The 25,499-nt window shown below is 62.3% G+C and carries 18 protein-coding genes; 12 read left to right on the top strand and 6 right to left on the bottom strand.

The window, feature by feature from the left end:
- Positions 1-396: 396 nt before the first annotated feature.
- On the bottom strand, positions 397-1,818 hold the full coding sequence (gene dnaA / locus AC1DBN_RS09795) for a chromosomal replication initiator protein DnaA (RefSeq protein ID WP_314212643.1): 1,422 nt from the start codon (positions 1,816-1,818) through the stop codon (positions 397-399).
- Between the two features lie 471 nt (positions 1,819-2,289).
- Here dnaA and rpmH point away from each other — a divergent pair, with 471 nt between their 5' ends.
- The 8 genes from rpmH (at position 2,290) to AC1DBN_RS09755 (ending at position 8,025) form a co-directional block, all read left to right on the top strand.
- A complete protein-coding gene (rpmH, locus tag AC1DBN_RS09790; RefSeq protein ID WP_003800212.1) occupies positions 2,290-2,427 on the top strand; it encodes a 50S ribosomal protein L34 in 138 nt (45 codons plus the stop codon).
- Between the two features lie 41 nt (positions 2,428-2,468).
- Positions 2,469-2,879 carry a ribonuclease P protein component gene (rnpA, locus tag AC1DBN_RS09785; RefSeq protein ID WP_091716941.1) on the top strand — a complete coding sequence of 137 codons (411 nt, stop codon included), beginning with the start codon at positions 2,469-2,471 and terminating at the stop codon, positions 2,877-2,879.
- The gene (yidD, locus tag AC1DBN_RS09780) at positions 2,872-3,264 is read left to right on the top strand and encodes a membrane protein insertion efficiency factor YidD (protein ID WP_172829889.1); all 393 of its coding nucleotides are present in this window, start codon (positions 2,872-2,874) and stop codon (positions 3,262-3,264) included. The genes rnpA and yidD overlap by 8 nt, the downstream gene beginning before the upstream one ends.
- 15 nt (positions 3,265-3,279) lie before the next feature.
- Positions 3,280-4,260 carry a membrane protein insertase YidC gene (gene yidC, locus AC1DBN_RS09775; protein ID WP_091716937.1) on the top strand — a complete coding sequence of 327 codons (981 nt, stop codon included), beginning with the start codon at positions 3,280-3,282 and terminating at the stop codon, positions 4,258-4,260.
- Positions 4,261-4,827, top strand: a complete 567-nt coding sequence (locus AC1DBN_RS09770; protein WP_091716935.1) for a Jag family protein — start codon at positions 4,261-4,263, stop codon at positions 4,825-4,827.
- Between the two features lie 19 nt (positions 4,828-4,846).
- Positions 4,847-5,497 carry a 16S rRNA (guanine(527)-N(7))-methyltransferase RsmG gene (gene rsmG, locus AC1DBN_RS09765; RefSeq protein WP_091716933.1) on the top strand — a complete coding sequence of 217 codons (651 nt, stop codon included), beginning with the start codon at positions 4,847-4,849 and terminating at the stop codon, positions 5,495-5,497.
- Between the two features lie 89 nt (positions 5,498-5,586).
- Positions 5,587-6,654 (top strand): ParA family protein, encoded by a 1,068-nt coding sequence (locus AC1DBN_RS09760; RefSeq protein ID WP_269457149.1) that lies wholly within the window; start codon positions 5,587-5,589, stop codon positions 6,652-6,654.
- A 66-nt stretch (positions 6,655-6,720) separates the two neighbouring features.
- The gene (locus AC1DBN_RS09755) at positions 6,721-8,025 is read left to right on the top strand and encodes a ParB/RepB/Spo0J family partition protein (protein ID WP_477723088.1); all 1,305 of its coding nucleotides are present in this window, start codon (positions 6,721-6,723) and stop codon (positions 8,023-8,025) included.
- A 5,390-nt stretch (positions 8,026-13,415) separates the two neighbouring features.
- On the opposite strand, the gene trxA is transcribed toward AC1DBN_RS09755, so the two are convergent.
- The 5 genes from trxA to AC1DBN_RS09730 form a co-directional block, all read right to left on the bottom strand.
- The gene (gene trxA, locus AC1DBN_RS09750; RefSeq protein WP_015939073.1) at positions 13,416-13,742 is read right to left on the bottom strand and encodes a thioredoxin; all 327 of its coding nucleotides are present in this window, start codon (positions 13,740-13,742) and stop codon (positions 13,416-13,418) included.
- Between the two features lie 37 nt (positions 13,743-13,779).
- Positions 13,780-14,736 carry a thioredoxin-disulfide reductase gene (gene trxB / locus AC1DBN_RS09745; RefSeq protein WP_091716930.1) on the bottom strand — a complete coding sequence of 319 codons (957 nt, stop codon included), beginning with the start codon at positions 14,734-14,736 and terminating at the stop codon, positions 13,780-13,782.
- Between the two features lie 198 nt (positions 14,737-14,934).
- Positions 14,935-16,572 (bottom strand): protein kinase family protein, encoded by a 1,638-nt coding sequence (locus tag AC1DBN_RS09740; protein WP_091716928.1) that lies wholly within the window; start codon positions 16,570-16,572, stop codon positions 14,935-14,937.
- A gap of 162 nt (positions 16,573-16,734) precedes the next feature.
- Complete coding sequence (gene murJ / locus AC1DBN_RS09735; protein ID WP_091716925.1) at positions 16,735-18,882, bottom strand: murein biosynthesis integral membrane protein MurJ; 2,148 nt, start codon at positions 18,880-18,882, stop codon at positions 16,735-16,737.
- 67 nt (positions 18,883-18,949) lie between these two features.
- Positions 18,950-19,450 (bottom strand): NUDIX hydrolase, encoded by a 501-nt coding sequence (locus AC1DBN_RS09730; protein WP_091716923.1) that lies wholly within the window; start codon positions 19,448-19,450, stop codon positions 18,950-18,952.
- A 207-nt stretch (positions 19,451-19,657) separates the two neighbouring features.
- Between AC1DBN_RS09730 and AC1DBN_RS09725 the strand changes: the two genes are divergently transcribed.
- The 4 genes from AC1DBN_RS09725 to AC1DBN_RS09710 all read left to right on the top strand — a co-directional run bounded on the left by AC1DBN_RS09725 (position 19,658) and on the right by AC1DBN_RS09710 (position 25,443).
- Positions 19,658-21,166, top strand: coding sequence for a CCA tRNA nucleotidyltransferase (locus tag AC1DBN_RS09725; protein ID WP_091716921.1), 1,509 nt, complete (start codon positions 19,658-19,660; stop codon positions 21,164-21,166).
- Positions 21,163-21,747, top strand: a complete 585-nt coding sequence (locus AC1DBN_RS09720; RefSeq protein ID WP_045731238.1) for a histidine phosphatase family protein — start codon at positions 21,163-21,165, stop codon at positions 21,745-21,747. The genes AC1DBN_RS09725 and AC1DBN_RS09720 overlap by 4 nt, the downstream gene beginning before the upstream one ends.
- Before the next feature lie 794 nt (positions 21,748-22,541).
- On the top strand, positions 22,542-24,002 hold the full coding sequence (locus AC1DBN_RS09715) for a glycosyltransferase family 87 protein (protein ID WP_091716919.1): 1,461 nt from the start codon (positions 22,542-22,544) through the stop codon (positions 24,000-24,002).
- Positions 23,995-25,443, top strand: a complete 1,449-nt coding sequence (locus AC1DBN_RS09710) for a phytoene desaturase family protein (RefSeq protein WP_091716918.1) — start codon at positions 23,995-23,997, stop codon at positions 25,441-25,443. The genes AC1DBN_RS09715 and AC1DBN_RS09710 overlap by 8 nt, the downstream gene beginning before the upstream one ends.
- Positions 25,444-25,499: the final 56 nt, after the last annotated feature.

Genomic DNA, 25,499 nt, shown 5'->3' with positions numbered 1-25,499 from the left:
GATGGGAGCGCTGCTGACAGCTTAGCCGGAAGATCCGGGATTAACCCATCCCCCAAAACCTCCCCGGCCCCTTCAGGGGGCCGATGGTCCCTGCACGGTACTAGGGGAACGATCTTGTTGTTTGAGGGATTTTCAATTTTTTGGGATTCGTAGTGTTAATAACTGCTGTGGAAACTGTGGATAACCCCGTCCCGCGGCGGAGATCCGCGGTTAAGCCCTGTTCACGGACTGTGAGTTAACTGGGTTTTAAACAGGGTGTGGATGGGGACAACCCAGAAGCCGGTTTTAACGATCCACAGGCGCCTTAAGGGTTTTAAGCCCATTAAGCGCGCTTGTCCCCTTAACTATCCACAGGCTTATCCACATGCACCTGTTAATAAGGTATAGATGCGGGGATCAGGAGTCGCGCTGCTGCTGCTTGATGCGGTTGGTCAGCTCCGTGACCTGGTTGTAGATCACACGTCGCTCGGCCATCAGCTCACGGATCTTCCGGTCTGCATGGATGACTGTGGTGTGATCGCGGCCGCCGAGTTCCTGGCCAATCTTGGGGAGGGACATGTCCGTCAGTTCGCGGCAGAGGTACATGGCGATCTGCCGGGCGGTGACCAGTGTCCGGGTCCGGGACTTGCTGCAGAGCTCTTCCATGCTGAGTTTGAAGTAGTCAGCCGTTTGCTGCAGGATCTGGCTGGAGGTGATTTCCTGGGCGCCGTCGTCGGTGATGAGGTCCTTCAGGACCATTTCCGCGAGGGCTACGTCGACTGGCTGCCGGTTCAGGCTGGCGAATGCGGTGACGCGGATGAGCGCGCCCTCAAGTTCGCGGATGTTGCTCGAGATCTTGGATGCGATGTACTCCAGCGCGTCGTCCGGCGCGGACAGTCCCTCACTGAGGGCCTTCTTGCGGAGGATGGCGATGCGGGTTTCCAGTTCAGGGGGCTGGATGTCCGTCAGCAGGCCCCACTCGAAGCGCGACTTCATCCGGTCCTCGAAACCGGCAAGCAGTTTGGGCGGCTGATCGGAAGTGATCACCACTTGCTTGTTGTTGTTGTGCAGCGAATTGAAGGTGTGGAAGAACTCCTCCAGTGTCCGGTCCTTGCCGGCGAGGAACTGGATGTCGTCAATGAGCAGGACGTCCACGTTCCGGTATGTGGTCTTGAAGCTGGCGCCCTCGTCGTCCCGGATCGAGTTGATGAAGTCGTTGGTGAACTCCTCGGAATTCACATACCGAACCCGGATGCCGCTGTAGAGCCGGCGGGCATAGTGCCCGATCGCGTGCAGCAGGTGTGTCTTGCCCAGGCCGGAGTCGCCGTAAATGAACAGCGGGTTGTAGGCCTTGGCAGGTGCTTCGGCGACGGCGACGGCAGCAGCGTGGGCGAAACGGTTGGATGAACCGATGACGAACGTGTCGAAGACATATTTGGGGTTGAGCCGGCCAAATTCGTGGGAGGTGCTTGGCAGCATGGGCTGCGGCTTCTGCTCAATCAGCTGGTCCTGCGCATAGGCAGGCTCAACCACGGGCTCGGGCTCTTTGTGGATGGGGACAAGATCGGTGTCGACGTCGATGGCGCACCTGATGTCCTCAGAGAAGACGTTGTGCAGGGCATCGTCCAGGGCGTCCTTGACCTGCGTCTGCAGCACCTCACGGGTGAGTTCGTTGGGAACGGCCACCAGGAGGGTCGATCCGATCAGGCCCTGGGCCTGGGCGAGGATGACAAAGCCACGCTGGCGCGGTGTTACCCGGTGGTCTTTCTCCAGCAGGCTGATAACGCGCCGCCAGGAACTTCCGACAGTATTGGCGTGGTTGGCTTCGTCTACTGTCATCAATCGGTTCCCTCAAAACTTGCTTTGCCCTGCATTACCTGCAGCCCCGGACCCGGAACCAAGATGCTGGCCCAGCTTCATCCACAGGGTTATGCACAGTCCGTGGATAATCGGCTACTGAGCCACTCTAGGGGATGAAAAGCCTAGAAGATAGCTGGGAAACTGCTTGTGGATAATTACACCGTTGTGGTTCGCTTTTGGCGCTTGTGAGCCACTTCATCCACAGGTGGTGAAGGGTAGTTAGACACAGCTGGGGATAGTGGAGGGGACCCCTCCCGGTTTGACTGCAGGGTCTAAATTGCCCTAACGTTGTGAAGTCCTTTGTGTCCGCTTTTTGGCCCCGACTGATTCTCCCAAGCGCACTGCGCCTGGGCAGCAGGGGGAAGCGTGCATATACAAAACTTAGCGTCGGCCAGTTCTTCCCCATTTTTGATCGGGTGGACGCACCTTTGATCCACTGGAGTAACTAACGTGAGCAAGCGGACTTTTCAGCCGAATAACCGCCGTCGAGCCAAGAAGCACGGCTTCCGCCTTCGTATGCGTACCCGTGCCGGCCGCGCCATCCTGGCAGCCCGCCGTGGCAAGGGCCGCACCGAGCTGTCGGCTTAAATAACTGACTTGTCGGTAGATACCTTCATTGCGAGTTTAAGGTGCTGGCCACCCGCAACCGCCTGAGGACTTCCACCGACTTTTCAACAACCGTACGTTCCGGTGTCCGCAATGGACGCCGGAACGTAGTGTTATATGCGGCAGCCATCGCTGCCGACGAACCCAGCCGGATCGGGTTCATCGTTTCCAAGAGTGTCGGGAACGCTGTGGTCAGGAACCTCGTTAAGAGGAGACTACGGGAAGCAGGTGCTGCCTCGCTGCGCGAACACGGCACCGGTCTCGCCATAGTGGTCAGGGCGCTGCCTGCGTCCGCTTCCGCCAGCTGGGACCAGCTGCTGGAGGACTATAACGCTGCACTTGAGTCGACGCTGAACCGGCTGGCCGGCCGCCCCCAAAGGGCTGCTGCCAAGGGTTCGGCTGGTACAACACAGAAGGGGACACCGCGTGCATAACGCCACCGCCGTCGTCGCCCATCTTCATCCTGTTCCCGCCGCCGTCCTGCTGTTTCTCTGGAACGCGCCCCGGAACATCCTCATTCTCCTGCTGAAGGCCTACCGCAAGGTGGTTTCACCCTTGTACGGCCAGGTCTGCCGGTTTTTTCCTTCATGCTCGGCTTACGCCCTTGAAGCTGTCACCGTCCACGGCGCTGTTAAAGGAACCTGGCTGGCTGCCCGCCGCCTGGGCCGCTGCCACCCATGGAACGCCGGCGGAGTGGACCACGTCCCCGCGGGCAAGCGGGAATGGCCTGAAAACCAGACCCCCACAATTGTTGTGCTGAACAACCCAGACAAGTACCTGGTTGCTCGGACTAATGAAGAAGGCCGCAGTGCGGCCTGACGAATAGGGATAAGTATGGACTTCTTTGGAACAATCATGGCCCCGTTCAAGTGGCTGGTTTCCATCATCATGATTGGATTCCACGATGGACTGAGCACCATCGGGATGCCCGCGGCGAACGGCTGGACCTGGACGCTGTCCATCATTGGGCTGGTGTTGGTGATCCGTGCCGCCCTGATCCCGGTGTTCGTCAAGCAGATCAAGGCACAGCGCGGCATGCAGCTGCTGCAGCCTGACCTGAAGAAGCTGCAGGACAAGTACAAGGGCAAGACCGATCAGCTCTCCCGCCAGGCCATGGCCCAGGAGCAGATGGCCATGTACAAGAAGCACGGGACCAACCCGTTCTCGGCCTGCCTTCCCATGCTGATCCAGATGCCTTTCTTCTTTGCACTCTTCCAGGTGCTGTCGGGAATCTCCCAGGCCAAGGACCAGGGCAACGGCATTGGCGCCATGAGCCACGAGCAGGTTGTCGAGTTCGATGCGTCGAGCATTTTTGGAGCTCCGCTGTCGGCCTCCTTGCTGCACGGCGGCGGTGGCGGCAACCAGACTGCCGTCTGGATCCTCTCCATCGTGATGATCCTCGCCATGACGGCGTCGCAGTTCATCACCCAGAAGCAGATCATGGCCAAGAACATGTCTGAAGAGGCGATGGCCAGCCCGTTCATGCGCCAGCAGAAGATGATGCTCTACATCCTGCCCATCGTCTTTGGTGTGGGTGGCATTAACTTCCCCATTGGTGTCCTGATCTACTGGACCACCACCAACCTTTGGACCATGGGCCAGCAGTTCTTCGTCATCCGCCGGATGCCCACGCCTGGTTCCCCTGCTGCCAAGGCCCTTGCTGAACGTCGGGCCGCCAAAGGCCTGCCCGCGCTGTCTATCCTGACCGGAAAGAAGGACGCCGCCGCCGAGGCTGAGGCAGAAGCCGCAGCCGCGATCGCCGAAGCCAAGGGACAGCGCGTACAGCCACAACGTAAGAACAGGAAGAAGAAGTAGATGTCAGCCGAGAGCACCGAACACGCCCTTTCCGAAGACGTGGTCGAGGACCGCGACGAGTCCGGCACTGCGGACGGTTCGTCCGTAAAACCTTCTGCTGCCAGCAGGCTGGAAGAAGAGGGCGACATCGCGGCTGACTACCTCGAGGAACTGCTGGACATCGCTGATATCGATGGCGATATCGACATCGAGGTCCGCAACGGCCGCACGTACATCTCCATCGTCGCCGAAGAGGAGACCGAAGGACTGGAGAGCCTGGTGGGTGAGGACGGTGAAGTCCTCGAGGCACTGCAGGAACTGACGCGTCTTGCAGTCCTGTCTGCCACTGAAAGCCGCTCGCGCCTGGTGCTGGACATCAACGGCTACCGGCAGGAACGTACCGGCCACCTGCAGAAGATTGCCGAAGACGCTGCTGCTTCGGTCAAGGAGACCGGCAAGCCCGTTGCCCTTGAGCCCATGAGTGCCTACGAGCGCAAGATTGTCCACGACGCCGTTGCCGACCTGGGACTCGTGAGCGAGTCCGAAGGCGAAGGCAACGGCCGCCATATCGTTGTATCCGCTGACTAGAGAATTGCTGCCGCTAACCATGGTTGACATCACGGCTGCCGAACTTCGGGCTGCTGAGAAGATTTTCGGCGATCGGCTGGATCTGGCAAAGCGCTACGTTGAGCACTTGGCAACCTCCGGAACTGAACGGGGCCTCATTGGTCCTCGGGAGATCCCACGCCTCTGGAGCCGCCACGTCCTCAACTGTGCCGTCATCGAAAGCGAGATTCCGCAGGGAAGCCACGTGGCGGATGTTGGAAGCGGTGCCGGGCTTCCGGGGCTGTGCCTGGCGATAGCCCGGCCGGATCTTGAACTGACCCTCATCGAACCCTTGGAACGCCGGGTAATTTGGCTCCAGGAAGTGGTTGACGACCTCGGCCTGGACAACGTCACGGTCATGCGTAGCCGCGCCGAGCTTGCCGTGGGCAATGTCGAAGCCGACGTCGTGACCGCCCGGGCCGTATCTGCCCTGACAAACCTTGCGGGACTGACCATCCCCCTGCTTGCCGGCAAGGGCGAAGTGATCGCCATCAAGGGCCGCAGTGCCGGTGAAGAGATCGAAAAAGCCGCCAAAGCCATCAGGAAACTGGGTGGCGTTGAGACATCAGTACTCACCGTGGGTGACAACCTCCTTGAGGAGCCCACCACGGTAGTACGCATCGTTGTAAACAAGCCCCAAAAGAAGTCCTAGTAAGGGCCCGGTGACCTCGGTCTGCCGGGTGCAGCAGTTAGGCTAGACAACGGCAGCAAAATTGGCTGAACGAGAGTGAGTGTGCCCCAGTGACAAGTAGTGAAGCCTCCACACAACGGATACCACCGTTTGTGACGCTGGGGTCAGCACGTTCTGTCTCTGGCCCGGTTAGTATTCCTGGACGAGGCGGAAACCACCCGAAACCGGTTGCGAGCAACTCTTCATCAGTACTTGTTTCACGTGAAACAACCGCTGCGGGTCGATCAAACGTTATCGATGCGATTGACGATTCCAGCCCCATTGCCCGCGAGCTCGCCCACGAGACCAAGCGGCGCGAAAAGCTGATGGGCCGCCGCCTTCCGCGACCCGAAAAGACCCGGATTTTCACTGTGTCGAACCAAAAGGGCGGTGTTGGCAAGACCACCACCACGGTGAATATCGCTGCCGCGCTGGCAGCTGCCGGGCTGAACGTGCTGGTCATCGACATCGACCCGCAGGGCAACGCTTCCACAGCCCTTGGCATCGAGCACCATGCCGACGTGGACAGCATCTACGACGTCCTCATCAATGACGTGGCGCTGGCAGATGTAGTGGCGCAGTGCCCCGACATGGAAAAGCTCATCTGCGCTCCTGCCACCATCCACCTCGCCGGGGCGGAAATCGAACTTGTGTCCCTCGTGGCGCGCGAACAGCGGCTGCGCCGGGCCATCGATGTCTACGCCAAGACCCGGGAAAAGAACGGTGAGGAACGGCTCGACTACATCTTCATCGACTGCCCGCCCAGCCTGGGCCTCCTGACGGTCAACGCGTTCTGCGCGGCCAATGAGGTCCTCATTCCCATCCAGTGCGAGTACTACGCGCTGGAAGGACTGAGCCAGCTGCTCAAGAACATTGAAATGATCCAGAAGCACCTGAACGCCGACTTGGTTGTTTCCACCATTCTGCTCACCATGTACGACGGCCGTACCAACCTTGCCGCCCAGGTTGCGGCGGAGGTCCGGACGCATTTCCCTGAGCAGGTGCTCTCCGCAGTGGTCCCCCGCTCTGTACGCATCTCCGAAGCGCCAAGCTACCAGCAGACTGTAATGACGTATGACCCTTCCTCCAGCGGTGCCCTGTCCTACCTGGAAGCCGCTGCTGAAATAGCAGAACGCTAAAATCTTCAATACTGCATCGACCGGAGTCGGGACTACGCCCGGCTCTACCACTGGAGGGATTTACCCATGAGCGAGAAGCGACGGGGCCTTGGCCGCGGACTTGGCGCGCTGATTCCTAGTTCGGGCGCGTCCAACGGTGCCGCTGCGTCGCGTCCGGTGGATCTCTTCTTCCCGGAAGGCCGTAAAAAATCCGAGCCCGTTGAAGCTGAAGGCATGGGCAAGCCGGACGTGCCGTCAGTTGCAGCCCCACGTGAATCCGCGCCGGCCACGAAGAAAGCAGCACCCGCGAAGGCTCCAGCGCCGAAGAAACCTTCCGGTGCTGCGCGGGCCACAGGCAGCACCACAAAGAAGTCCGCAGCTGCCGCTGATGTTCCTGTGGTTGCAGATGCCGCTTCAGCCGCTCCGGATACGGTCCCAGCCACGCCGACGCCGATCCCGCAGGCGGTGGCTCCCGCGTCCGATGTGACTCCCTCGTCTCCCTCGACGGACAGTTCCCCGTCCGGTGAGGTGGCCGATGTCCGAGCCGCTGACAACGGGGTTGACTTGGTGGAGGTCCCGGGTGCCCACTTCGCCGAGATTTCTGTTGCGGACATCCATCCCAACCGGAAACAGCCGCGTTCAGTCTTCGACGAAGATGATATGGCGGAGCTTGTTCACTCTGTTCGTGAAATAGGCGTCCTCCAGCCAATTGTTGTCCGTAAATCAACTGAAGATGGTATCGAGCCGTATGAGCTCGTCATGGGCGAACGCCGCTGGCGGGCAGTGCAGGCAGCCGGCCTGGACACTATCCCGGCAATCGTCCGTGAAACGACTGACGATGACCTTCTGCGCGACGCCCTACTGGAGAACCTGCACCGTAGCCAGCTGAACCCGCTCGAAGAGGCAGCCGCGTACCAGCAGTTGCTGGAGGACTTCGGGACAACGCATGAGCAGCTGGCCGACAAGATCGGCCGTTCCCGACCACAGGTTTCCAACACCCTGCGCCTTCTGAAGCTCCCCCCGCTTGTACAGCGCCGGGTGGCAGCGGGTGTCCTCTCGGCCGGCCACGCGCGTGCACTGCTGTCCCTGCCGGACGCTGCTGCGATGGAGCGCCTGGCCCAGAAGATCGTCGCTGAGGGAATGTCTGTGCGGGCCACGGAAGAGGCTGTCACCCTTTACCAGGATCCGGCCACCCCGGCCAAGAACAATGTCCCCCGCCCCGGTGCGCGGCACGAGCGTCTTGATTACCTTGCATCTTCCCTTTCCGACCGGTTGGATACCAACGTCAAGATCTCCTTGGGCGTCCGCAAGGGTAAGGTCAGTATTGAGTTCGCCAGTGTTGAGGACTTGAACCGCATCATGGACGTTTTGGCGCCAGATTCGGCTAACTAGCTGTAGTGATCAACAGGAGGCTCGGTTCTTTTGAACCGGGCCTCCTGTCTTGTCTAACCTCAAGTACCGGGAGAGAAGCGTTCAGGCTGTACTTCCTGAACGCGAATCGTTCCAGCGCACGCGCGGGGTGGGTGCGCGGACAAGGCGGTAACTTTCCGTGTGGACGCCGTGGCGCAGATTGAAGTGCACAGCCGAGGTATCCGTAGCATGTATTCTCTGTTCCACGAACCTGGAGCCGGTGGATGCTGGTCCTCTTGGGGGGAGTGTTTCACGTGAAACTTCGCCATTGTCGTCGGCTGTTGTTCGGCCACTTTGTGTGTAGTTAGCGCGTCTTCATCGACTGCCGGGTGAGGGCTGCGACCGATGGCAGGTGCCGGTCGGGAGTCTTCTATTCACTTGGGGCATGTGGGCATCTGGACCGTAGAGCTCTTTGGACCGCTGCCCTCCTTTGTCGACAGAGGCCTGGTGCGCGGGCGGTCGAGACGCAGCCTTTCGTCTTGCGGCCCGCAGAGGCAGGAATCCACCCGACTGCATGCATCAGCACTGTTCGCGCAGGAGGGCCGCAAAAAATCCCCAAGAATCTCATTGATGGGCAGGCGGATACTCCAGCTCCTCACCTTAGTTGCATCCCCACTGTGTACGTCGGATCATGCGCGGTCGCTTGCTGAATGGGTTCTGTCGGCTCCATCTACTTCGAATCCCAGTACAGTTCGGATCAGCTAAAGGCGCCCTGCACCCCGAGTATCCGCTCAGTACGGGTAGGGTTGGGGTCGCTAATCATAGATCCTGATGCCGCTTCCTCTGGAAGCGATAGCGCTCTGATGGGTCTTCGAGTGTTTCAGGAACTCCCCCAGTCGGTGAAGAGCCGAAGATTCGTTGCTAAGTACCTTGCTAAGCGAGCCGACTTACGAATGCGTTGGCAGCCCACATGTTGATCAGGTTCGTAGCTCTATCTCTGCCTCAAGGCCCTACTGGGCCGCTTGGGGCGCGAATGCCGCTAGCCACGGACTTCGTCAGTGGCGAGCTTTTCGCATCCCATGCTGGAAGGCTTAGATTTCTGCCCAATGCCTTCACCTATCCTTTGGGGTTCGTCGATCCTAGCCACAGCTCCGCTCGCTAGTCGCGTCTACGAAAGGTGTTCGACACAAAGGGTGCATGGGGCATCCCAAGGTGTTTCACGTGGAACATCTCCACCTACACAGGCCGCGGCGCGGATTGCTCGAGGACAACAGGTGAGTCCGGGCCCAGTGCCGGCACCCTCGTCGACAAGGTACAAATATAGGAGCTGCTCTTGTCATGATGTTTCACGTGAAACGGAGAGCCTTGAACACCTAGTTCCAACAGTCACAGTGACGTTGAGGGGCAGGATGCCTCGGCGATGTTGCCTACCACCACTACCCTGACAAAACGACGACAGTCATGGAAATGTTTCACGTGAAACTCGGAGCTGACGAGCATGATGCCCATCGGGGTGAGTGACCGTAGCACGGCAAGTCCTACCGGCACCACCCCCTGTCGTTAAACATGCCATCGTGCCCGGTACGGCGGCATGTTTCACGTGAAACGCTAACCAAGGACTCGCCTCCTTCACATATTCTGCAATCGGAACTCGCCTGTATGCCGCGGCGCTGATAGCTCCACGAACGTAGCCAGCCGTCATTCCCATCGGAGTCTTGCCACACTTGACCCGGCCAATCGTGGCCACAGGGGCCTCGTGCGCTTCGAACCTGGCGGTGGGTGTATGCAAGAACCGACCAGCCGAAGCAGCCACCGAGCCCCAGTTACCAGTCCCCCGGGCCACACCGTGACAGCCCCATACCCAATGCGTTCCCTCCTGGGAAGCTTCGGCCCCAAGCTCGCCTCAGTGCGTTCTACGGGCCCTCTCAGCCCTCCTGGAAGTATGGCCTGCCGTGCGCGACGCTGTGCAGTGAGCCTCCAGGGGCACTCCGTAAGTCATTCGATGACTGATGACCGAGGCCAAAGCCTTACTGCACTCCAGTTGCGCAGGCCCTGCCTGCAATAGAGAGGCGGGGGGCCAATGATTGTTGGTTCGCTAGAGATATCAAAGCGCCGCCTAAGAAGGCCATGCAGTCAGAGCCGAAGTGCGTGCGGGGCGGTGGACAATGGTACGTTCCACTTCGGCTATGTTTGGCCTTCCACTCCCCTGCACCTCAGTGCGTTTATCCAGCCGCATGCCCCGGACTGTTGACGACACGCTCCTAGACGCGCGTCTCGAGAGTGCGTGCATCTTCCGAGCGGCTGGTCCAGGCCCTGCGGCTTCATTGAGGAACTCGAGCATGCTTTTGATTGGCTCTGGGACTGTACGCATTCCGTTCAGGCAGTCTGTCGGCAGGCGCGGGTCCGCGGTGGGGCCGCGACACGTCGGCGGCTGGGCATCTCGTGCCTCGTCCTCCGGCAGTGATACCCGTCTGACGTCAGGGTCCTGCCGGGGCTTGAGACTGCATGAGGGCGGGGAGGCCGAGTCTCACCTGAGCTGTGGGCAGTAGTGGATAAACCTGTGGATAACAATGTGGATAGATCTGTGGACAAGACCAGGCTTTGGCTTCTCCTACCTTCTCATGCCGAGGAGAGACGGAACGCCTCTCACGACCAACCTGCGCCCAACAGGGAGCCGTTTCACGTGAAACGGAGCACGGACTTGAGGCCGCGTCAGAAGATTGCCGTTGGGGCACGTTCGCGCATCTAAAATAGTACGAATGTGGCTGATCCAGCGGCTCAAGTGCTGGTTTGCCCGGTGTGGACCAGCGGCTCGGAGCCAGCCAGATCCTTCAATGATCTGCGCCGTTCCCAATGACACGGCAGCCGGCGTTCCGCCACCCCAGGATACCCGCTGTGGCGCCTTGAAGTAGCTGTGGATAACTCTGTGGATTGAGGAGACGGTGGCTGTGGATAAAGTTGTGGGAAAGAACACGGCCGGGCACCCTTTCCTGCCTTGCTGCAGCAGCCGCCGATCACCCGAGTTGCGGTCGTGGGCTACGCACAGTCGCAATGGCACCGGCCACAGTCCATTGCGAGGTTCCCGGTTGGCTGATCAGTATCGGTCTCTTAGGGGTCGTCAGGGTCCCATATGGTTCGCCCGGTATGCCGCTATAAAAGACCCTCCGGCTCAATGAGGCATGCCGAGGACCATACGTGCCCGGTGGCCTATGGCCTTCACCCCTGTCTTCGGCGGGCCGCCTCTCCTGGTAGAGGCGGCGAGGTCCTGTCAGGTGAACTGCTGTTCGCTAGAGAAACGCGAACCTGCGGAGCCGCGGCGAACAGGCTTATGGCGTGGGGGTCCCGTCCGGCACTTGAAGAGCCGCCCTGGATCCGACAGTAGATGTCGAGTAAGTTGCAGTCTGGTCTGCTTCCCAAGACGGCATCACCTTCTATTGGGTCCTTGTTCAGCGGCATTCCTCACGCTGCATCGTGTCGGCTGGCAGGCCTGGGAAGCCTGCGGGCGCCAGAGTGTGACTCTTGAATGCTGCAGGATTGCGCCCTCCCGCACGGAGACGGATCCATGGACCGCTAGTAACAGCGTCTCTCTGGCTGGTAGGCAGTCTGGCGCAGCTCCCCCATTTGGAGACCTGGCGGTCGGCCGTCGCAACCTCTCTCATGCCCCGGGTTGTCGTCATCCTGGTGAACTACGAGCGATTCGCACGCGGTGCCCTTGATGATTTCGGTCCGCCTCCGAGCGAAAGCTCAGCACGCTTATAGGTTGGGCTCAGGACAATTCGTTTGCCAAGTTGGATGCACTCGCCTGTTAGCGCCCGTCCTGACTATAGTGATCGGGCGGATGATATGTTTCACGTGAAACGGGCCAGTCTCAGGAGCAGAGTATTGCGATCACAGGGTCGAGGCGGGTACTGCTTCCGTTTCACGTGAAATATCTGCTCACCTATCCGCATGTCTCACGGGGCTGCTATGGCTGCGACCGGCTCTTTGGCTGAACCTAGTCACCCTTTAGGTATGGCTCTGCAAGTTCTGACTACTATCAGGGACCCCATGACTGAGGGAGCTACTGGGTCATCTCGTCAACGCCGGGACGTAAGGCCGTAGGAGGCGGATGCGTGGCTGCTCGATTTGGGACTGTGTTTCACGTGAAACGTACCTAGTTGAGTGTCCTCTCCGGGGGCTTAGTGGCCCCTACTGTGAGCCACTTACCACCATAGGCGAAACACGAGTACGAGTACTGCGGCACTCTGTGTTGGCCGGCAACCTGAGTCCTAGATTCAGCTTTACGAGGCTGACTGACTATCGGAGGTATTGCGGCGGCATTTGCCGATTGCTGCGTCCACTCCTGCCCTTAGAGATGGTGACGGAATGATCCTCTTTGAATCGTCGCCCGGTATAGCCGGGCAAATGAGCGGTCCTCCAAGGCCATTGTTCGGCATTGTTGCTAGCTGCTACTTGATCGGATGCCTCCAGGCGTAGGTTATCTGACTAGAACGCGGTAGCCAGTTCCGTTCGTTCTGCTGGCACAGCGGGCGCCAGGTGGCAATGTTGCTGGCATGCGTGGCCTCCTCGCGCCAGTGCACGCAGACACCATACGGTCCCCCATGGGGATAGATCTCATCTGCATGCCAAGAATCCTCATTCTGAGCCTCAGCTCGCTGCTATGCTCATTCCGCGGCATGTGAAGACGCCATGCAGCACTCGGTATCGCTGGTGTCTTTCGCAGGATCCCAATTGCCAAGGATCTGTCGAACGGACCGATAAGGCGCCATCCGCACGTCTCACGAAAATTGTCCTGTGCGAGTGGTTTCCAGCTGGTGAGGCAATGGAAGCGCCAGCGTTAGAAACCACTGAGCGCGATTTATGGTCCAGATTCAGCGCTGATAGGGAGCGGTTAATATTCGTTCAAGACCGATGCGGATGTTTCACGTGAAACTTTACGCCCCTTTGCCAGTCGCCCGGGTCAATCGCTGGGCAGTCCTATGGTGGCGCAATTTTCATACGACGGTGTTTGTCGCGATTCCAGGCATTCACCGTCGCCGTGATGAGCCGACTTCTCCGATACAAGCTCGAGAAGCCATATCCAGGCATTCTGAGGTGATTGTTGAGGCTACGGCGCCACAAGAGGGTTGCCGCGAATTTAGAGGCTGCAGATGCCGCTGCCTGGCATCAGTGTCCGGGTAGCCTCGCCTGAGGAGTCCCATCCAGCACGGAGCAGGGTCGGCGATGTTTCACGTGAAACACCACCGCTCGAACGCCGTTCCGAGGTCGATTGCCGAGGTCAACTTGCAAAGACAACCACTAGATATGGCGCTTCACCTTTGCTGCTGGCCGGTGAAACCGCATCAGGATGAGCGAGCAAAAAGAGTGGCCACCGCCAATAAGGCGATGGCCACTCAAAGAGCTGTCAACTCCCCTTTACGGGAGAAATCAGCTTAGGAAAGAACGTCAGCAAATTCCTTCTCAAAGAACTGCTTCGGCTTTGCACCGATGACCGTGTTCTTCACTTCGCCGCCCTGGAAGAGGTAAACGGCGGGGATGGAGGTAATGCCGTATTCGGCAGCGATGGCGGGGTTGTCATCGACGTTCACCTTGACGACGTCTACCTTCTCGCCGTATTCCACGGAGATCTCATCGAGGATGGGACCCAGCTTGCGGCAGGGACCGCACCATTCTGCCCAGAAGTCCACGATAACCGGCTTCTCCGAAGACAGTACGTCGGTGCCGAAACTTGCGTCAGTTACGTCTTTAGCGTTGCTCATAGCCACTCTTTCTTCTCGGTATGTTTTTCGTCGGTGCCTAGGCGGGAAGTTCCGCCAGGTAGTGTTCAACGTCAATTGCGGCCACACAGCCCGAACCGGAGGCGGTGATCGCCTGCCGGTAGGTGGGGTCCACGACATCGCCGGCTGCGAAGACACCGGGGATGCTGGTCTTGGAGCTCCTCCCTTGGACGGCGATGGTGCCTTCCGGGGTGAGATCAAGGACGTCCTTCACCAGGTCGGTCCGGGGGTCATTGCCGATGGCAACGAACACGCCCGTGACAGCGAGGTCCGTAACGCTGCCGTCAACGAGGTTCTTCAACTTCAGCGAGGTGACTTTCGATTCGCCGATGACGTCTTCCACGGTGCTGTTCCAGATGAACTTGATCTTGTCGTGGGCCAGCGCGCGGTCTGCCATGATCTTGGATGCCTTCAGGGAATCGCGGCGGTGCACCACGGTCACGGACCTGGCGAATTTCGTGAGGAAGAGAGCCTCCTCCATGGCGGAGTCGCCCCCACCAATGACGGCGATGTCCTGGTCCTTGAAAAAGAAACCGTCGCAGGTTGCGCACCAGCTCACGCCGTGGCCGGACAGCCGCTTTTCGTTGGGCAGGCCGAGCTCGCGGTAGGCGGAACCGGTGGAGAGGATGATGGACCGTGCCTTGAACGTCTCCCCCGTTGCGATGGTGACCGTCTTGACGGCGCCTTCGAGCTCCAGCGCGGTGACGTCCTCAAACTGGATCTCGGTTCCGAAGCGGGTGGCTTGCTTCTCGAAGTTCTCCATCAGGTCAGGACCCATGATGCCCTCGGGAAACCCCGGGTAGTTCTCCACGTCTGTGGTGTTCATGAGCTCGCCGCCGGCGGTAACCGAGCCTGCGAAGAGCAGGGGCTTGAGGTTGGCACGGGCAGTGTAGACGGCTGCCGTGTAACCCGCCGGGCCTGAGCCGACAATGATGACATCACGTACTTCGGACGCGGTGGTTTCTGCGATGGTCACTGAACGGTGAACCTCTTCCTTGTTCGACGCGCCTCCGTGTGGAGGCCGGCCACATGGCACAACTGCTTCTGGATGCTGAATATTCCGGCGTCCGGGCAGAGAAGATCACAGACATACGGAATGGAGCTATCTCAGCAGGACGCTCTTTCCAGATTACAGGGCATGCCCGGGCTGGGGCGCAGAGGTTACCGTGACCGGCTACTGAACCTTGATTTCGGCGAGGCGGAGACCGTAGCCGTAGCGGGTCTTGGGTGCTGCGAGCTTGGGAAGCGCATTGATTGCGACGATGACGTACTGGGCCTTGACGGGTTCAGCCAGCGGCAGGTTCAGGTCACCGGAGGTGAAGCTGTTGGTTCCCACGGACTTGGCGCCGTCAAGCGATGGCCGGTCGTTGGTGTAGACGGTCATGCTTCCGCCCGATCCCCCAAGCTGCGAGAGCGTGATGGAGGAAACGGTGGCTGCACTCTTCAGTTTGACCGCAAGCGTCACGCCGTCGGGAGCGAGTCCGCCCCAGTTCTCGGTGGCGAATTCCATATCCGACCAGTAGCTGGCGGCGTTGCCGTCATAGGCCTTGACCAGGTCGCCGTCGAAGGTGGCAGCAAAGTCGAAGTTACCCTGGCGGGTCACACTTTCAATCGCCGGGGGAACTGCCGGTGCAGCGGACGTGGGCGCCTGCGTGGGAGCTGCCGACGCCTCGGGAGCGCCAGTTGTAGCTGCTGGCGCGGGGCTTCCGGCCTGCGGCTGCGTGAAGAGGCTGCCCAGGTTTGTCACGGCAAAAATCAGTCCGGCGATGAGGACAACTGCCAGGAGTCCTCCAACGAGCCACCGCATGGACCGCGGTTCGCGCCCTGTGTCGTCCTGGTCGTCGTCGTAATCATCGCGGTCATCATCATCGCCGCGGCCGGCGAAGGACGCGCCAGCGGCCGCCGGTGCTGCTGCCCTGGCGAAGAGTGCGCTCTTCTTGTTGGACGGCGCGCGCTCCTCAACAGGCTCTTCCTCGTACTGGTAGTCGTAGTCGTCCTGGGTGTCCGCCTGCGCATAGTCGTCGTCGGACCACAGGGAAACCTTCGGCCGCCCGGAGTCAGAGGCCCCGGCGTGCCCGCTGCCGGTGGTTTCGGGCACGGAACGGCCGGCAGGAGGCTGCACGGGATGAGCGGCAGTGGCTTCGGGATCAGCCGGCGCGGAAGCCGGCGCACGGCCAGCAGCTGCGGTTCCACCAGCACCCGCGGCCGCGCCAGCAGCACCAGCAGCAACGCCAGCACCGGCGGCAGCTGCAGCGCCGGAACCGCTGTTGCGGGCGGCGGCAGGTGCGGCATTCGGTGCCGCGGCGGGACGCACCGGAGGCTTGGGCGGCACGGCAGGAGCATCCCGGTAGGGATCCACCTGGCTGGGGTGCGTGTCCGAGTAATTGATGTAGCCGGCCTCGACGTTTTCTTCGTCGTCATACGGTTCCGGCTCGTACGAGCGGGCCTGGCCGAAGATCTCGCTGCCCAGCGTGTCGGTGAAGAACGGCTCCACATAGGGCGGGTTGGAAGCCACCACGAGGTCCAGCAGGTCTGCCGCGGACGTGTGGTTGGTGATGAGGTACGTGGCGGCCTCGGTGACGCCAAGATCCAGCACCTGCACAGTGCCGGGGCGTTCGCCCGTGGCAACTTCGCGTGCGCTCTGGGCCACCTGCTCGGTGTTCTGGGGTCCGGCAACCAGGATGCTGACCGGGCGGTTGAGGACCTGGTCCACACCATCCAGCACCAGATCGTGGTCATGAGAGGTCAATACCGTGGCTGTGACCTTGTAGCGGCCGCCCAGTACTGATCCGACATCGATCGGGTTGGACACGTGTTCCTCCTAGATTTTCCGGGATTCCGGCATGGATGATCGTGCCGTCCGCGGACGGCAGGATGGCGGTCTCCCGGATACAACTTCCCCCTGTACCTCTCCGATCCTAGCGGATTGAGGGTGGGCGGCTGCGGAGAACGAAGCCCCGAAACAGCGTCAAAGTCACTTTTTCCGGGGGCGCCGGTGGCTGAAATAGGGGTTCTGGCCCGCCTTGCCCTGGAAAGTGCGCCGGCCCGGCAGCGGAATTTGCTCACGGAGCAATCCGCCGCGCGCGGTGCTGGACTGGTCCTCTCCGGGCAGGTAGCTGCCGTCGTCCGGTCCCGAGGCGCCGTCGTCGTAATGCGCGCTGGGGGTTTCCCGCTCAGGCTCCGGACCTGCCCTGAACGACACAGCATCAAACTCACCGGAAATCCGGGGAATGAGACCCGTATCCACCGAGGTGGTGGCACGGGCGGGACGCTCCGCTGCCGGCCCGGCTTCCACTGAGGGGGTTCCCTCGGGAGCGGACGACGGCGGGACCCCGCCCGCCGCTGCGGGCGCCACCTGGCCGCCACGTCCAAGCCGTCCGAGCAGGGGCCGCAGCATGTCCGTCAGCTCGGAGACGCGGAACAGCCTGAGCAGCAGGAAGTACACAGCCAGCATCACTGGCCCCACGACGGCAAGCGTCACGAGTGCCTGGAGGCGCCCGCTCCAGGCGAAACCGTCCGGGCTGTAGCTGCCCATCAGCCACAGGGCACCGGCACCCGCGATGGCCGCACCCAGGGCGGCGTAGCCCATGCGGATGTAGGCATTGGCAATCCGCGGACCGTCAAGGCTGCCCAGGAGGCGCCGCAGGAAGAACGCGCTGATCACTACGGAGAGGATATTGCCCACCATGTACAGGACGGCGATCGCGTAGATGATCTGGCCCACCGGCATGAACTGGATGGCGAAGGCGCCCACCACGTACACCACCGCCAGCAGCAGCTGGACGTAGAACGGGGTGCGCGCATCCTCATTGGCGTAGAAGACGCGGGACATCATGAAGTTGGCACTCATGAAGGGGGTGCTGAGGGCCAGGATGGTGAGCGTCTGGGCCAGCATCACGCCGTCGTTGCGCGAGCCGCCGGAGAAGAACATACCCAGTGGGCCGGCCAGGGCAAAGAGTGCCAGGGCACCGAAAACGGTGGCGACGGCCATGGTCCGCAGGCCGTGGGAGAGGGCATCCCGCAGCTCCGCCCGGTTGCCGTCCTGGGAGGCCCGGGTCATCCGGTTGAAGAGGACCGTGGCCAGGGACAGGGCGATGATCGAGTGCGGCAGCAGGTACAGCTGGCTGGCCACCTCCAGCACCGCGTTGCCGGGCAGCATGTCCGCGGCGGGATTGTCCGCCTCCGCGAGGCGGAGGCGTTCGGCGCCGGGGATGGTGGCGATGCGCATGACGTAGAGGAAGGCGAGCTGCCCGACGGCGGCCGTCAGCAGGGTCCAGACGCTCAGCTTGGCTGCCTGGCCCAGTCCCACGCCCCGCCACCCGAACCGTGGGCGGAGGCCAAGCTTTAGCCGGAAGACCGGGATCATCAGGATGGCCGTCTGGGCCAGCACCCCGATGGTGGAGAATCCTGCAATGAACAACGTCTGCGTTGACCCCCAGTTGGCCAGGGTGTGCGGGCTGAACTCGTTGGTGCCGAAGATCCAGATAAACATCCCCAGGCCGGCGATAGCCACCAGGTTGTTCAGGATGGGCGCCCACATGGCCGGCCCGAAAGCCCCGTTGGCATTGAGGACCTGGGTGAGGAGGGCGTACAGGCCGTAGAAGAAGATCTGGGGCAGGCACCAGAACGCGAAGGTGACAGCCAGGGCTTTTTGCTGCGGACTGTATCCCTGCGTGGTGACATCGATGACCAGCGGGGCCGCCAGCGTCACCAATGCCGTCAGGCCGAGCAACAGCAGGACTGCAAGGGTAAGGAGGCGGCTGATGTAGTCCGCTCCCCTGTCCGGAGCCTTGCTGGCCTTGATGATCTGCGGCACCAGGACGGCGTTGAAGACACCGCCGGCCACCAGCAGGAAGATCAGGTTGGGCAGGTTGTTGGCGTTGATGAATGTGTCGTTGACCGTGGAGCCGAGGCCGAGGGCCGTTCCGAGCATCCAGGTCTTGCCGAAGCCCAGGAACCGGGATACCAGGGTGCCGGCGGCCATGATAGCGCTGGAGCGGGTTTCGCTGGCTCCTGAAGACGCCGGTGCGGTGGCCGGAGCCGCAGGTTCTTCGGGGAGGCCTTCCGGCGCGGCATTGCCGGTCCGGCCCGCTTTGTCGGAAGGAAAGTTGGTAGCTGACATCGAGTTCATCGTCTCACCCGGAGGCGCTTAACACCGCAACGCCGCTGTGGGTTGGGCCGGCCTGGCGTCAGAGGTGGCCGGGCAGGACCTCGCGTGCGAGGTCGGCGATGCGCCGCTCATTGGGGAAGGAAAGCTTCCTGGCCAGCTCCTGGATGGGGACCCAGGCAACGTCCACGGCCTCCTGGTCGGGATCGTTCTCGATGGTCAGTTCACCGCCGGTGGCACGCAGCAGGTAGTGGTGCACGGTCTTGTGGACCCGGTGCCCGCTGACGGTAAACCAGTAGTCGATGCTGCCCAGGGGGGCCAGGATGGTGCCCTCGATGCCGGTTTCCTCGGCGATTTCTCGGACCGCCGCCTCTTCATTGTTCTCTTTGCCCTCCGGGTGGCCCTTGGGCAGGCACCACTCGAGGCGTCCCCCGCGGTTAAGGCGGGCGATAATCGCAACCCGAAGCTCGGCGTCGGACGTGTCAACCACCACGCCGCCGGCGGAAACTTCCTCCACCGTTGGCAGCGACGCCGGCGCCGAGTGCGGGGCAGGGGCAACGTGCGCACCGATTGCCGACGGCAATGGTGCGTTTGTCCTCCTGCCTGGAGCGCTCGGTACTGGATGGGCCATGGAGTCCACTCTAACGACTGTTGCCCGTTCGTGATGACCGGAACATGACGCAAACATGGACGGCATATGACGCAGTTTCGCGGCGGCCCGGGAATCCCACGGATCTTGACGGACTTTTTGGCCTGCCGTGCCCCCGGTTTCTGCCAAGCTTAAGTAACTATGGCGCACGCACATCACAAGACTGATTCCCACACCGTCGATTTCCAGGTGGACCCGGTGGTCCTGGAGCTTGGCCAGCGCTTCGTCGACGCCGGCCACGAACTGTCGCTGGTAGGCGGTCCCGTGCGCGATCTCTTCCTGGGCCGGACCTCGCCGGACCTGGACTTCACCACCGACGCCACCCCGGACCAGACGGTTGCCCTTATTAAGAAGTGGGCGGACAACTTCTGGGAAATCGGCCGTGCCTTTGGAACCATCGGCATGCGCAAGGCCGGATTCCAGATCGAGATCACCACCTACCGGGCCGAAGCCTACGACCCGGACTCCCGGAAGCCCGTGGTGGCCTTTGGCTCATCGCTGACTGACGACCTGCTGCGCCGCGACTTCACCATCAACGCCATGGCACTCAAGCTGCCCACCATGGAACTGGTGGACCCGTTCGGCGGGGTCCGCGACCTCCATGCCTCGGTGCTGGCGACGCCGGGCTCGCCGGAGGCGTCCTTCTCCGACGATCCGCTGCGGATGATGCGGGCCGCCCGGTTCGCATCCCAGCTGGGTGTTTCCGTCCACGACGACGTCCGCAAGGCCATGACCGGGATGGCTGAACGAATCACCATCATCTCGGCCGAGCGGATCCGCGATGAACTGGTCAAGCTCATTTGCGGCGCCCGTCCCCGTGTGGGTGTTGACCTGCTGGTGGACACGGGCCTGGCCGAGTTTGTGCTGCCCGAGGTCTCCGCTCTCCGGCTCGAGTCCGACGAGCACCACCGGCACAAGGACGTGTACCAGCATTCGCTGCAGGTCCTCGAGCAGGCGGCGGCCCTGGAGACGGACGCGGAGGGACCCGTGCCCGGCCCCGACTTCGTCCTGAGGTTCGCGGCACTGATGCACGACGTCGGCAAGCCGGCTACGCGCCGGTTCGAACAGGGCGGCGCGGTGAGCTTCCGGCACCACGACATGGTGGGTGCCAAACTCACAACGAAGCGGATGAAGACCCTGCGCTTCGACAACGACACCATCAAGTCCGTGGCCCGCCTGGTGGAGCTGCACATGCGCTTCTACGGCTACGGGGACGCCGGGTGGAGCGATTCCGCCGTCCGCCGCTACGTTACTGATGCCGGGCCCCAGCTGGAGCGGCTGCACCGCCTCACCCGCTCCGACGTCACCACCCGCAACCAGCGCAAAGCCGACAGGTTGTCCTTCGCCTACGACGATCTCGAGGAACGGATCGCTGCACTGCGTGAACAGGAGTCCCTGGAGGCGGTCCGCCCGGACCTTGACGGGGCGCAGATCATGTCCCTGCTGGGCCTCAAGCCCGGACCCGTGGTGGGAAGGGCCTACCGATTCCTCCTCAACGAGCGGATGGAGCATGGCCCCCTGCCCGCCGACGACGCGGAGGCCAGGCTCCTCCGCTGGTGGGCCGAACAGCCTGAAGCAGCACCTGCCGAACCGGCGGACGGAGAGTCCCCCGCCGGCGTCGAACCTTCCCATGTTGAGGAGTCCAAGTGACCAATCCCGCCCTCGCCCCGCGCCCCCAGCTCTGGATCCTCCGCCACGGGGAAACGGAGTGGTCCAAGAGCGGCCAGTACACCGGGCTCACGGACCTGCCGCTCACCGTTGAAGGTGAACAGCAGGCCGTTGAAGCCCGCAAAGTATTGGACGGCGTCGACTTCGACCTGGTCCTCACGTCCCCGTTGCGCCGTGCGCGCCGGACAGCTGAGCTGGCAGGCTTCCCCGACGCCCAGCACGAACCCCTCGCCGTCGAATGGAATTACGGCGACTACGAGGGAATCAGCTCCGACCTCATCCGCAAGGACAACCCGGACTACCTGATCTGGACCAACGGCGTGCCCAATGGTGAGAGCCTGGACGAGGTGGCGGCGAGGGCTGACAAGATCATCGGCCGCGTCCTCGAATCGGGGATGGACAACGTGCTGGTGGTGGCTCACGGGCATTTTTCCCGGATCCTGACCGCACGATGGCTGGAACTGCCTCCCGTTGAGGGCCGGCATTTCGTCCTCGGTACAGCCAAGGTATGCACCCTCGGGTGGGATAAGAAAACTCCCGCAATTGTCCGCTGGGGACTCTGAATACCCGTTTCCTAAAGAATTTCTCTTTTTCCACGCACAAAGGATGGCCGCCGCGTAATTCGTGGTGTACCTTTATTCCTAGCCCCAGGCCTTTTCTGCCGGGGCATCGCCCGTGCTGCAGCATCCACATGGTGCCGCGAATGAAAGAAGAGGAGGTTGGGAGAATGATGACTTTGACTGGCGAATGGAATGTGGCCGTCAATGCTGCCCCGGCCTCCGCGCACGAGGTGCACTTTCCGCAGGGCCGCGCCGGCCACTAGCCCGTGATTCCGCTGCACAGGCGGCGGAATTTCTGATACCGGACCTGCCGGACGCTTGAGTGCAATGTCGCTGAGTGCCGCCCTGTGCATGCCGCCTTTGTCGGCCTGCAGGGGTTGCCTTGGCCTCCCATGCACCGGTGCCCGCACTTCCCGTACCCGCATGTGGCAGCCGCCTCCCTGCTGACGGTATTCCCGTTTATTCAGGCACGCATTTAATTGCCGCCTGCTTCACCGAATTTCAGTGCGCCATCTTTCGGTAATTATTTATGCCTAAATTCCTTTTTGGCGATGGCCTTATTTGCCGTGCCCAAAATCTTCCTTACACCTTCCAAAGGGGGTGAGTACCTTGATCCGAATAATCCGCAAGCTCGTGACCCGAGTCCGCAGGCGGCCAGCCCAGGCCGGGTTCAACAGCCGGCTGCTGGAACAGCACCGCGACGACGCCTTCGCAGTGATGCACCAGCAAATGGGAGGCCTGCGCTGACACCCGCCCCCGGGGCTTCCTGCCCGGGGGCGGGCTGTAAGCTCGGGAACATGCAGGACACCGAGCCCCGGGGGCACCGTGGACGGTCCAGGCTGGTTGTTCCCAGCCGCAGTGACGTGCTGCTCCGGAACTTCACCGAGCTGGTGGGCGGACCACTGGGGCGCCGATCGGAACCGGGCGTGGTGTCCCCCGGGCCGTTCACCGTGGACCGTGTGCTGATCCTGCTGACCCTCGCTGCGGCCCTTCTCGGGATCCTTGTTAAGGGGTACTGCCGGGCGTACGGATGGGAATCCCCCACACAGTTTTATGCCACCTGCTATTCCGACCTTCCCGAGCTGTTCCGCAACCGGGGCCTTGCCGACGGCTCCTTCCCCATCGTCAGCAGCCCCTTCGAGTACCCCGTGGTGGTGGGCCTTGTTGCCGGGGTGACCGCACTGTTGGTCCCGGGCCAGGGTATTTCCGATGCGCGGGTGCTGGCTTTCTTCGATATCAACGCCGTCCTGCTCGCCGTGGCGGCAATGATGGCCGTTCTTGCTACAGCCCGGATTTCCGCGCGCCGTCCATGGGACGCGGCCATGGTGGCCGTGGCGCCCGGCCTGGTCCTGGCGGGCGCCATCAACTGGGACCTCTGGGCTGTCTGCCTGCTGGCCGTGGGCATGTACTTTTTTGCCGCCCAGCGTCCCGTCGCCGCCGGAATCCTGACCGGACTGGCGGTGGCAGCCAACGCCTATGCCCTCCTGTTCCCCGCTGCCGTCCTCCTGTTGGCGCTGCGGACCGGAAAATTCCGGCCGCTTCTTGCCACCGCATCCGCCGCGGCGGTCAGCTGGGCCGCGGTCAATCTTCCGTTCGCAGCAGCAAATCCCGGCGGCTGGGCCTATTACTTCCAGTTCAACGCCAGCCGGGACGCTGGATATGGTTCGCCATGGTTCGCCTACAACCTTGTGGCGGCCAAGCTGCAACGGCCAGTCCTCAGCCCGGAGGCAATCGACCTGCTTTCCGCTGGGTTCTTCGCCCTGGCGTGCGTCCTGGTTGCCGTTGTTGCCCTGTCTGCTCCGCGCCGGCCCCGCCTGGCGCAGCTGGTGTTCCTGCTGGTGGCCGCCTTCGTCCTGACGGGGAAGGCCTATTCACCCCAGTTCGTGCTCTGGCTCATTCCGCTGCTTGCGCTGGCCCGTCCGAAGTGGCGGGATTTCCTGGTGTGGCAGGGAATCGAGGGCCTGCACTGGGCCGCGGTGTGGATGTACCTTGGACAGGTGACGAGTGCGGGTTCCTCCCAGCACAACCTGGACATGCCCTACTACGTACTGGCGGTGGCAGCGCACATGCTCGCGGTGGCCTACCTCATGGCCCGGGTCACCTGGGACATCTACGACCCCCACTACGACCCCATCCGCCGGCACAACCTTGACGATCCGCACGGCGGCCCCTTCAGCAACGCACCCGACCGGCTCCGCCTGGACTTCCGCCGGACGTCCGGGTCGTTGCTGCACTGGAAGGAATCCACCCATGCCTGATGTCAACGTGGTCGGCGCCGGACCCAACGGACTTGCAGCTGCGGCCATCATGGCGCGCGCGGGCCTGTCCGTGGAAGTTTTCGAGGCGGCCGGGTCAATCGGCGGCGGTACCCGCACTACCGAACTCATGCAGCCGGGCCACTTCCACGACGTCTGTTCGGCGGTCCACCCGATGGCGCTGGCCTCCCCCTTCTTCCGTGCCTTCGAGCTCGCACGCCGGGTGGACCTGGTCACGCCCGAACTCTCCTTCGCTTCGCCGCTGGACGGCGGCCGGGCCGCCCTGGCATACCGTTCCCTGGACAGGACGGCGTTCGAGCTGGGGAGGGACGGCGCTGCGTACCGGCACCTCATGGCGCCGCTGGTTTCCCGGACCGCGGACATCATGGATTTCACCCAGGACCAGCTGCTGCGGATCCCCAGGAATCCGCTGGCCGCCGGGATATTCGGAGCGCGGACCGCAGAGCAGGGATCCTTCCTGTGGAACCTCAGGTTCCGGGAAGACAAAGCCCCGGCGCTCCTGAGCGGAGTGGCCGCCCATGCCATCTCCCACCAGCCCTCCTTGGCCGCGTCCGGCGCGGGCCTGATGCTCGGAGCCCTGGGCCACGCGGGCGGCTGGCCCATTCCGGTGGGCGGTTCCGCAGCCATCGCGGCGGCCCTGGCACAGGACATCCGGGACAACGGCGGGCTCATCCACACGGACACCCCGGTGGACCGGCTCACCGACCTTCCCCCCGCGCGGGCATCCCTGCTCAACGTTTCCCCGCGCGGGTTCGCCGGTATGGCCGGCGACGCGCTGCCGCCACGCTACCGGTCATCGCTGGAGTCCTTCCGGTACGGAAACGGCTCCTGCAAGGTGGATTTCATCCTGTCCGGTCCGGTTCCGTGGCAGGCCGCGGGGCTGGCTGATGCGGGAACCGTGCACGTGGGCGGGACACGCGAGGAACTGGCGCGCTCGGAAAACGAGGTAACCGCGGGCAAGCATCCGGACCGCCCGTATGTCCTGGTGGCACAGCCCTCACGCTTTGACGCCACGCGCGCCCCCGCAGGACGGCACACGCTGTGGACGTACTGCCACGTCCCTGCCGGATCCACCAAGGACATGACCGAGGCCGTGACAGCCCAACTGGAACGGTTCGCTCCCGGATTCCGGGACCTGATCGTGGAATCCAACACCGTCACCGCGGCGGAGCTTGCCCGTTACAACCGGAACTACATTGGCGGGGATTTCAGCGTGGGGACCATGGACCTCAGGGGCCTCATCCAGCGGCCCGTGGTGTCTCCCGTGCCGTGGCGGACCCCGTTGCCAGGGGTATACCTCTGCTCCTCGGCTACGCCTCCCGGTCCCGGAGTTACCGGGATGCCCGGGATGCACGCCGCCACATATGCCCTTAAGGACATGTTCGGCCTCGGGCTGCCAGGGCTCGGCCTGGGCGGGTCGTAGGTCCCGCGGAGTCCTGCCGTCCTGCCTATCCGGCGTCGCCGTGGCGTGGGAAAAGC

The sequence above is a fragment of the Pseudarthrobacter sp. 10T415 genome (assembly GCF_056394175.1).
The sequence above is the reverse complement of the archived record's forward strand: the minus strand, read 5'-3'. Positions and strand labels throughout refer to the sequence as shown.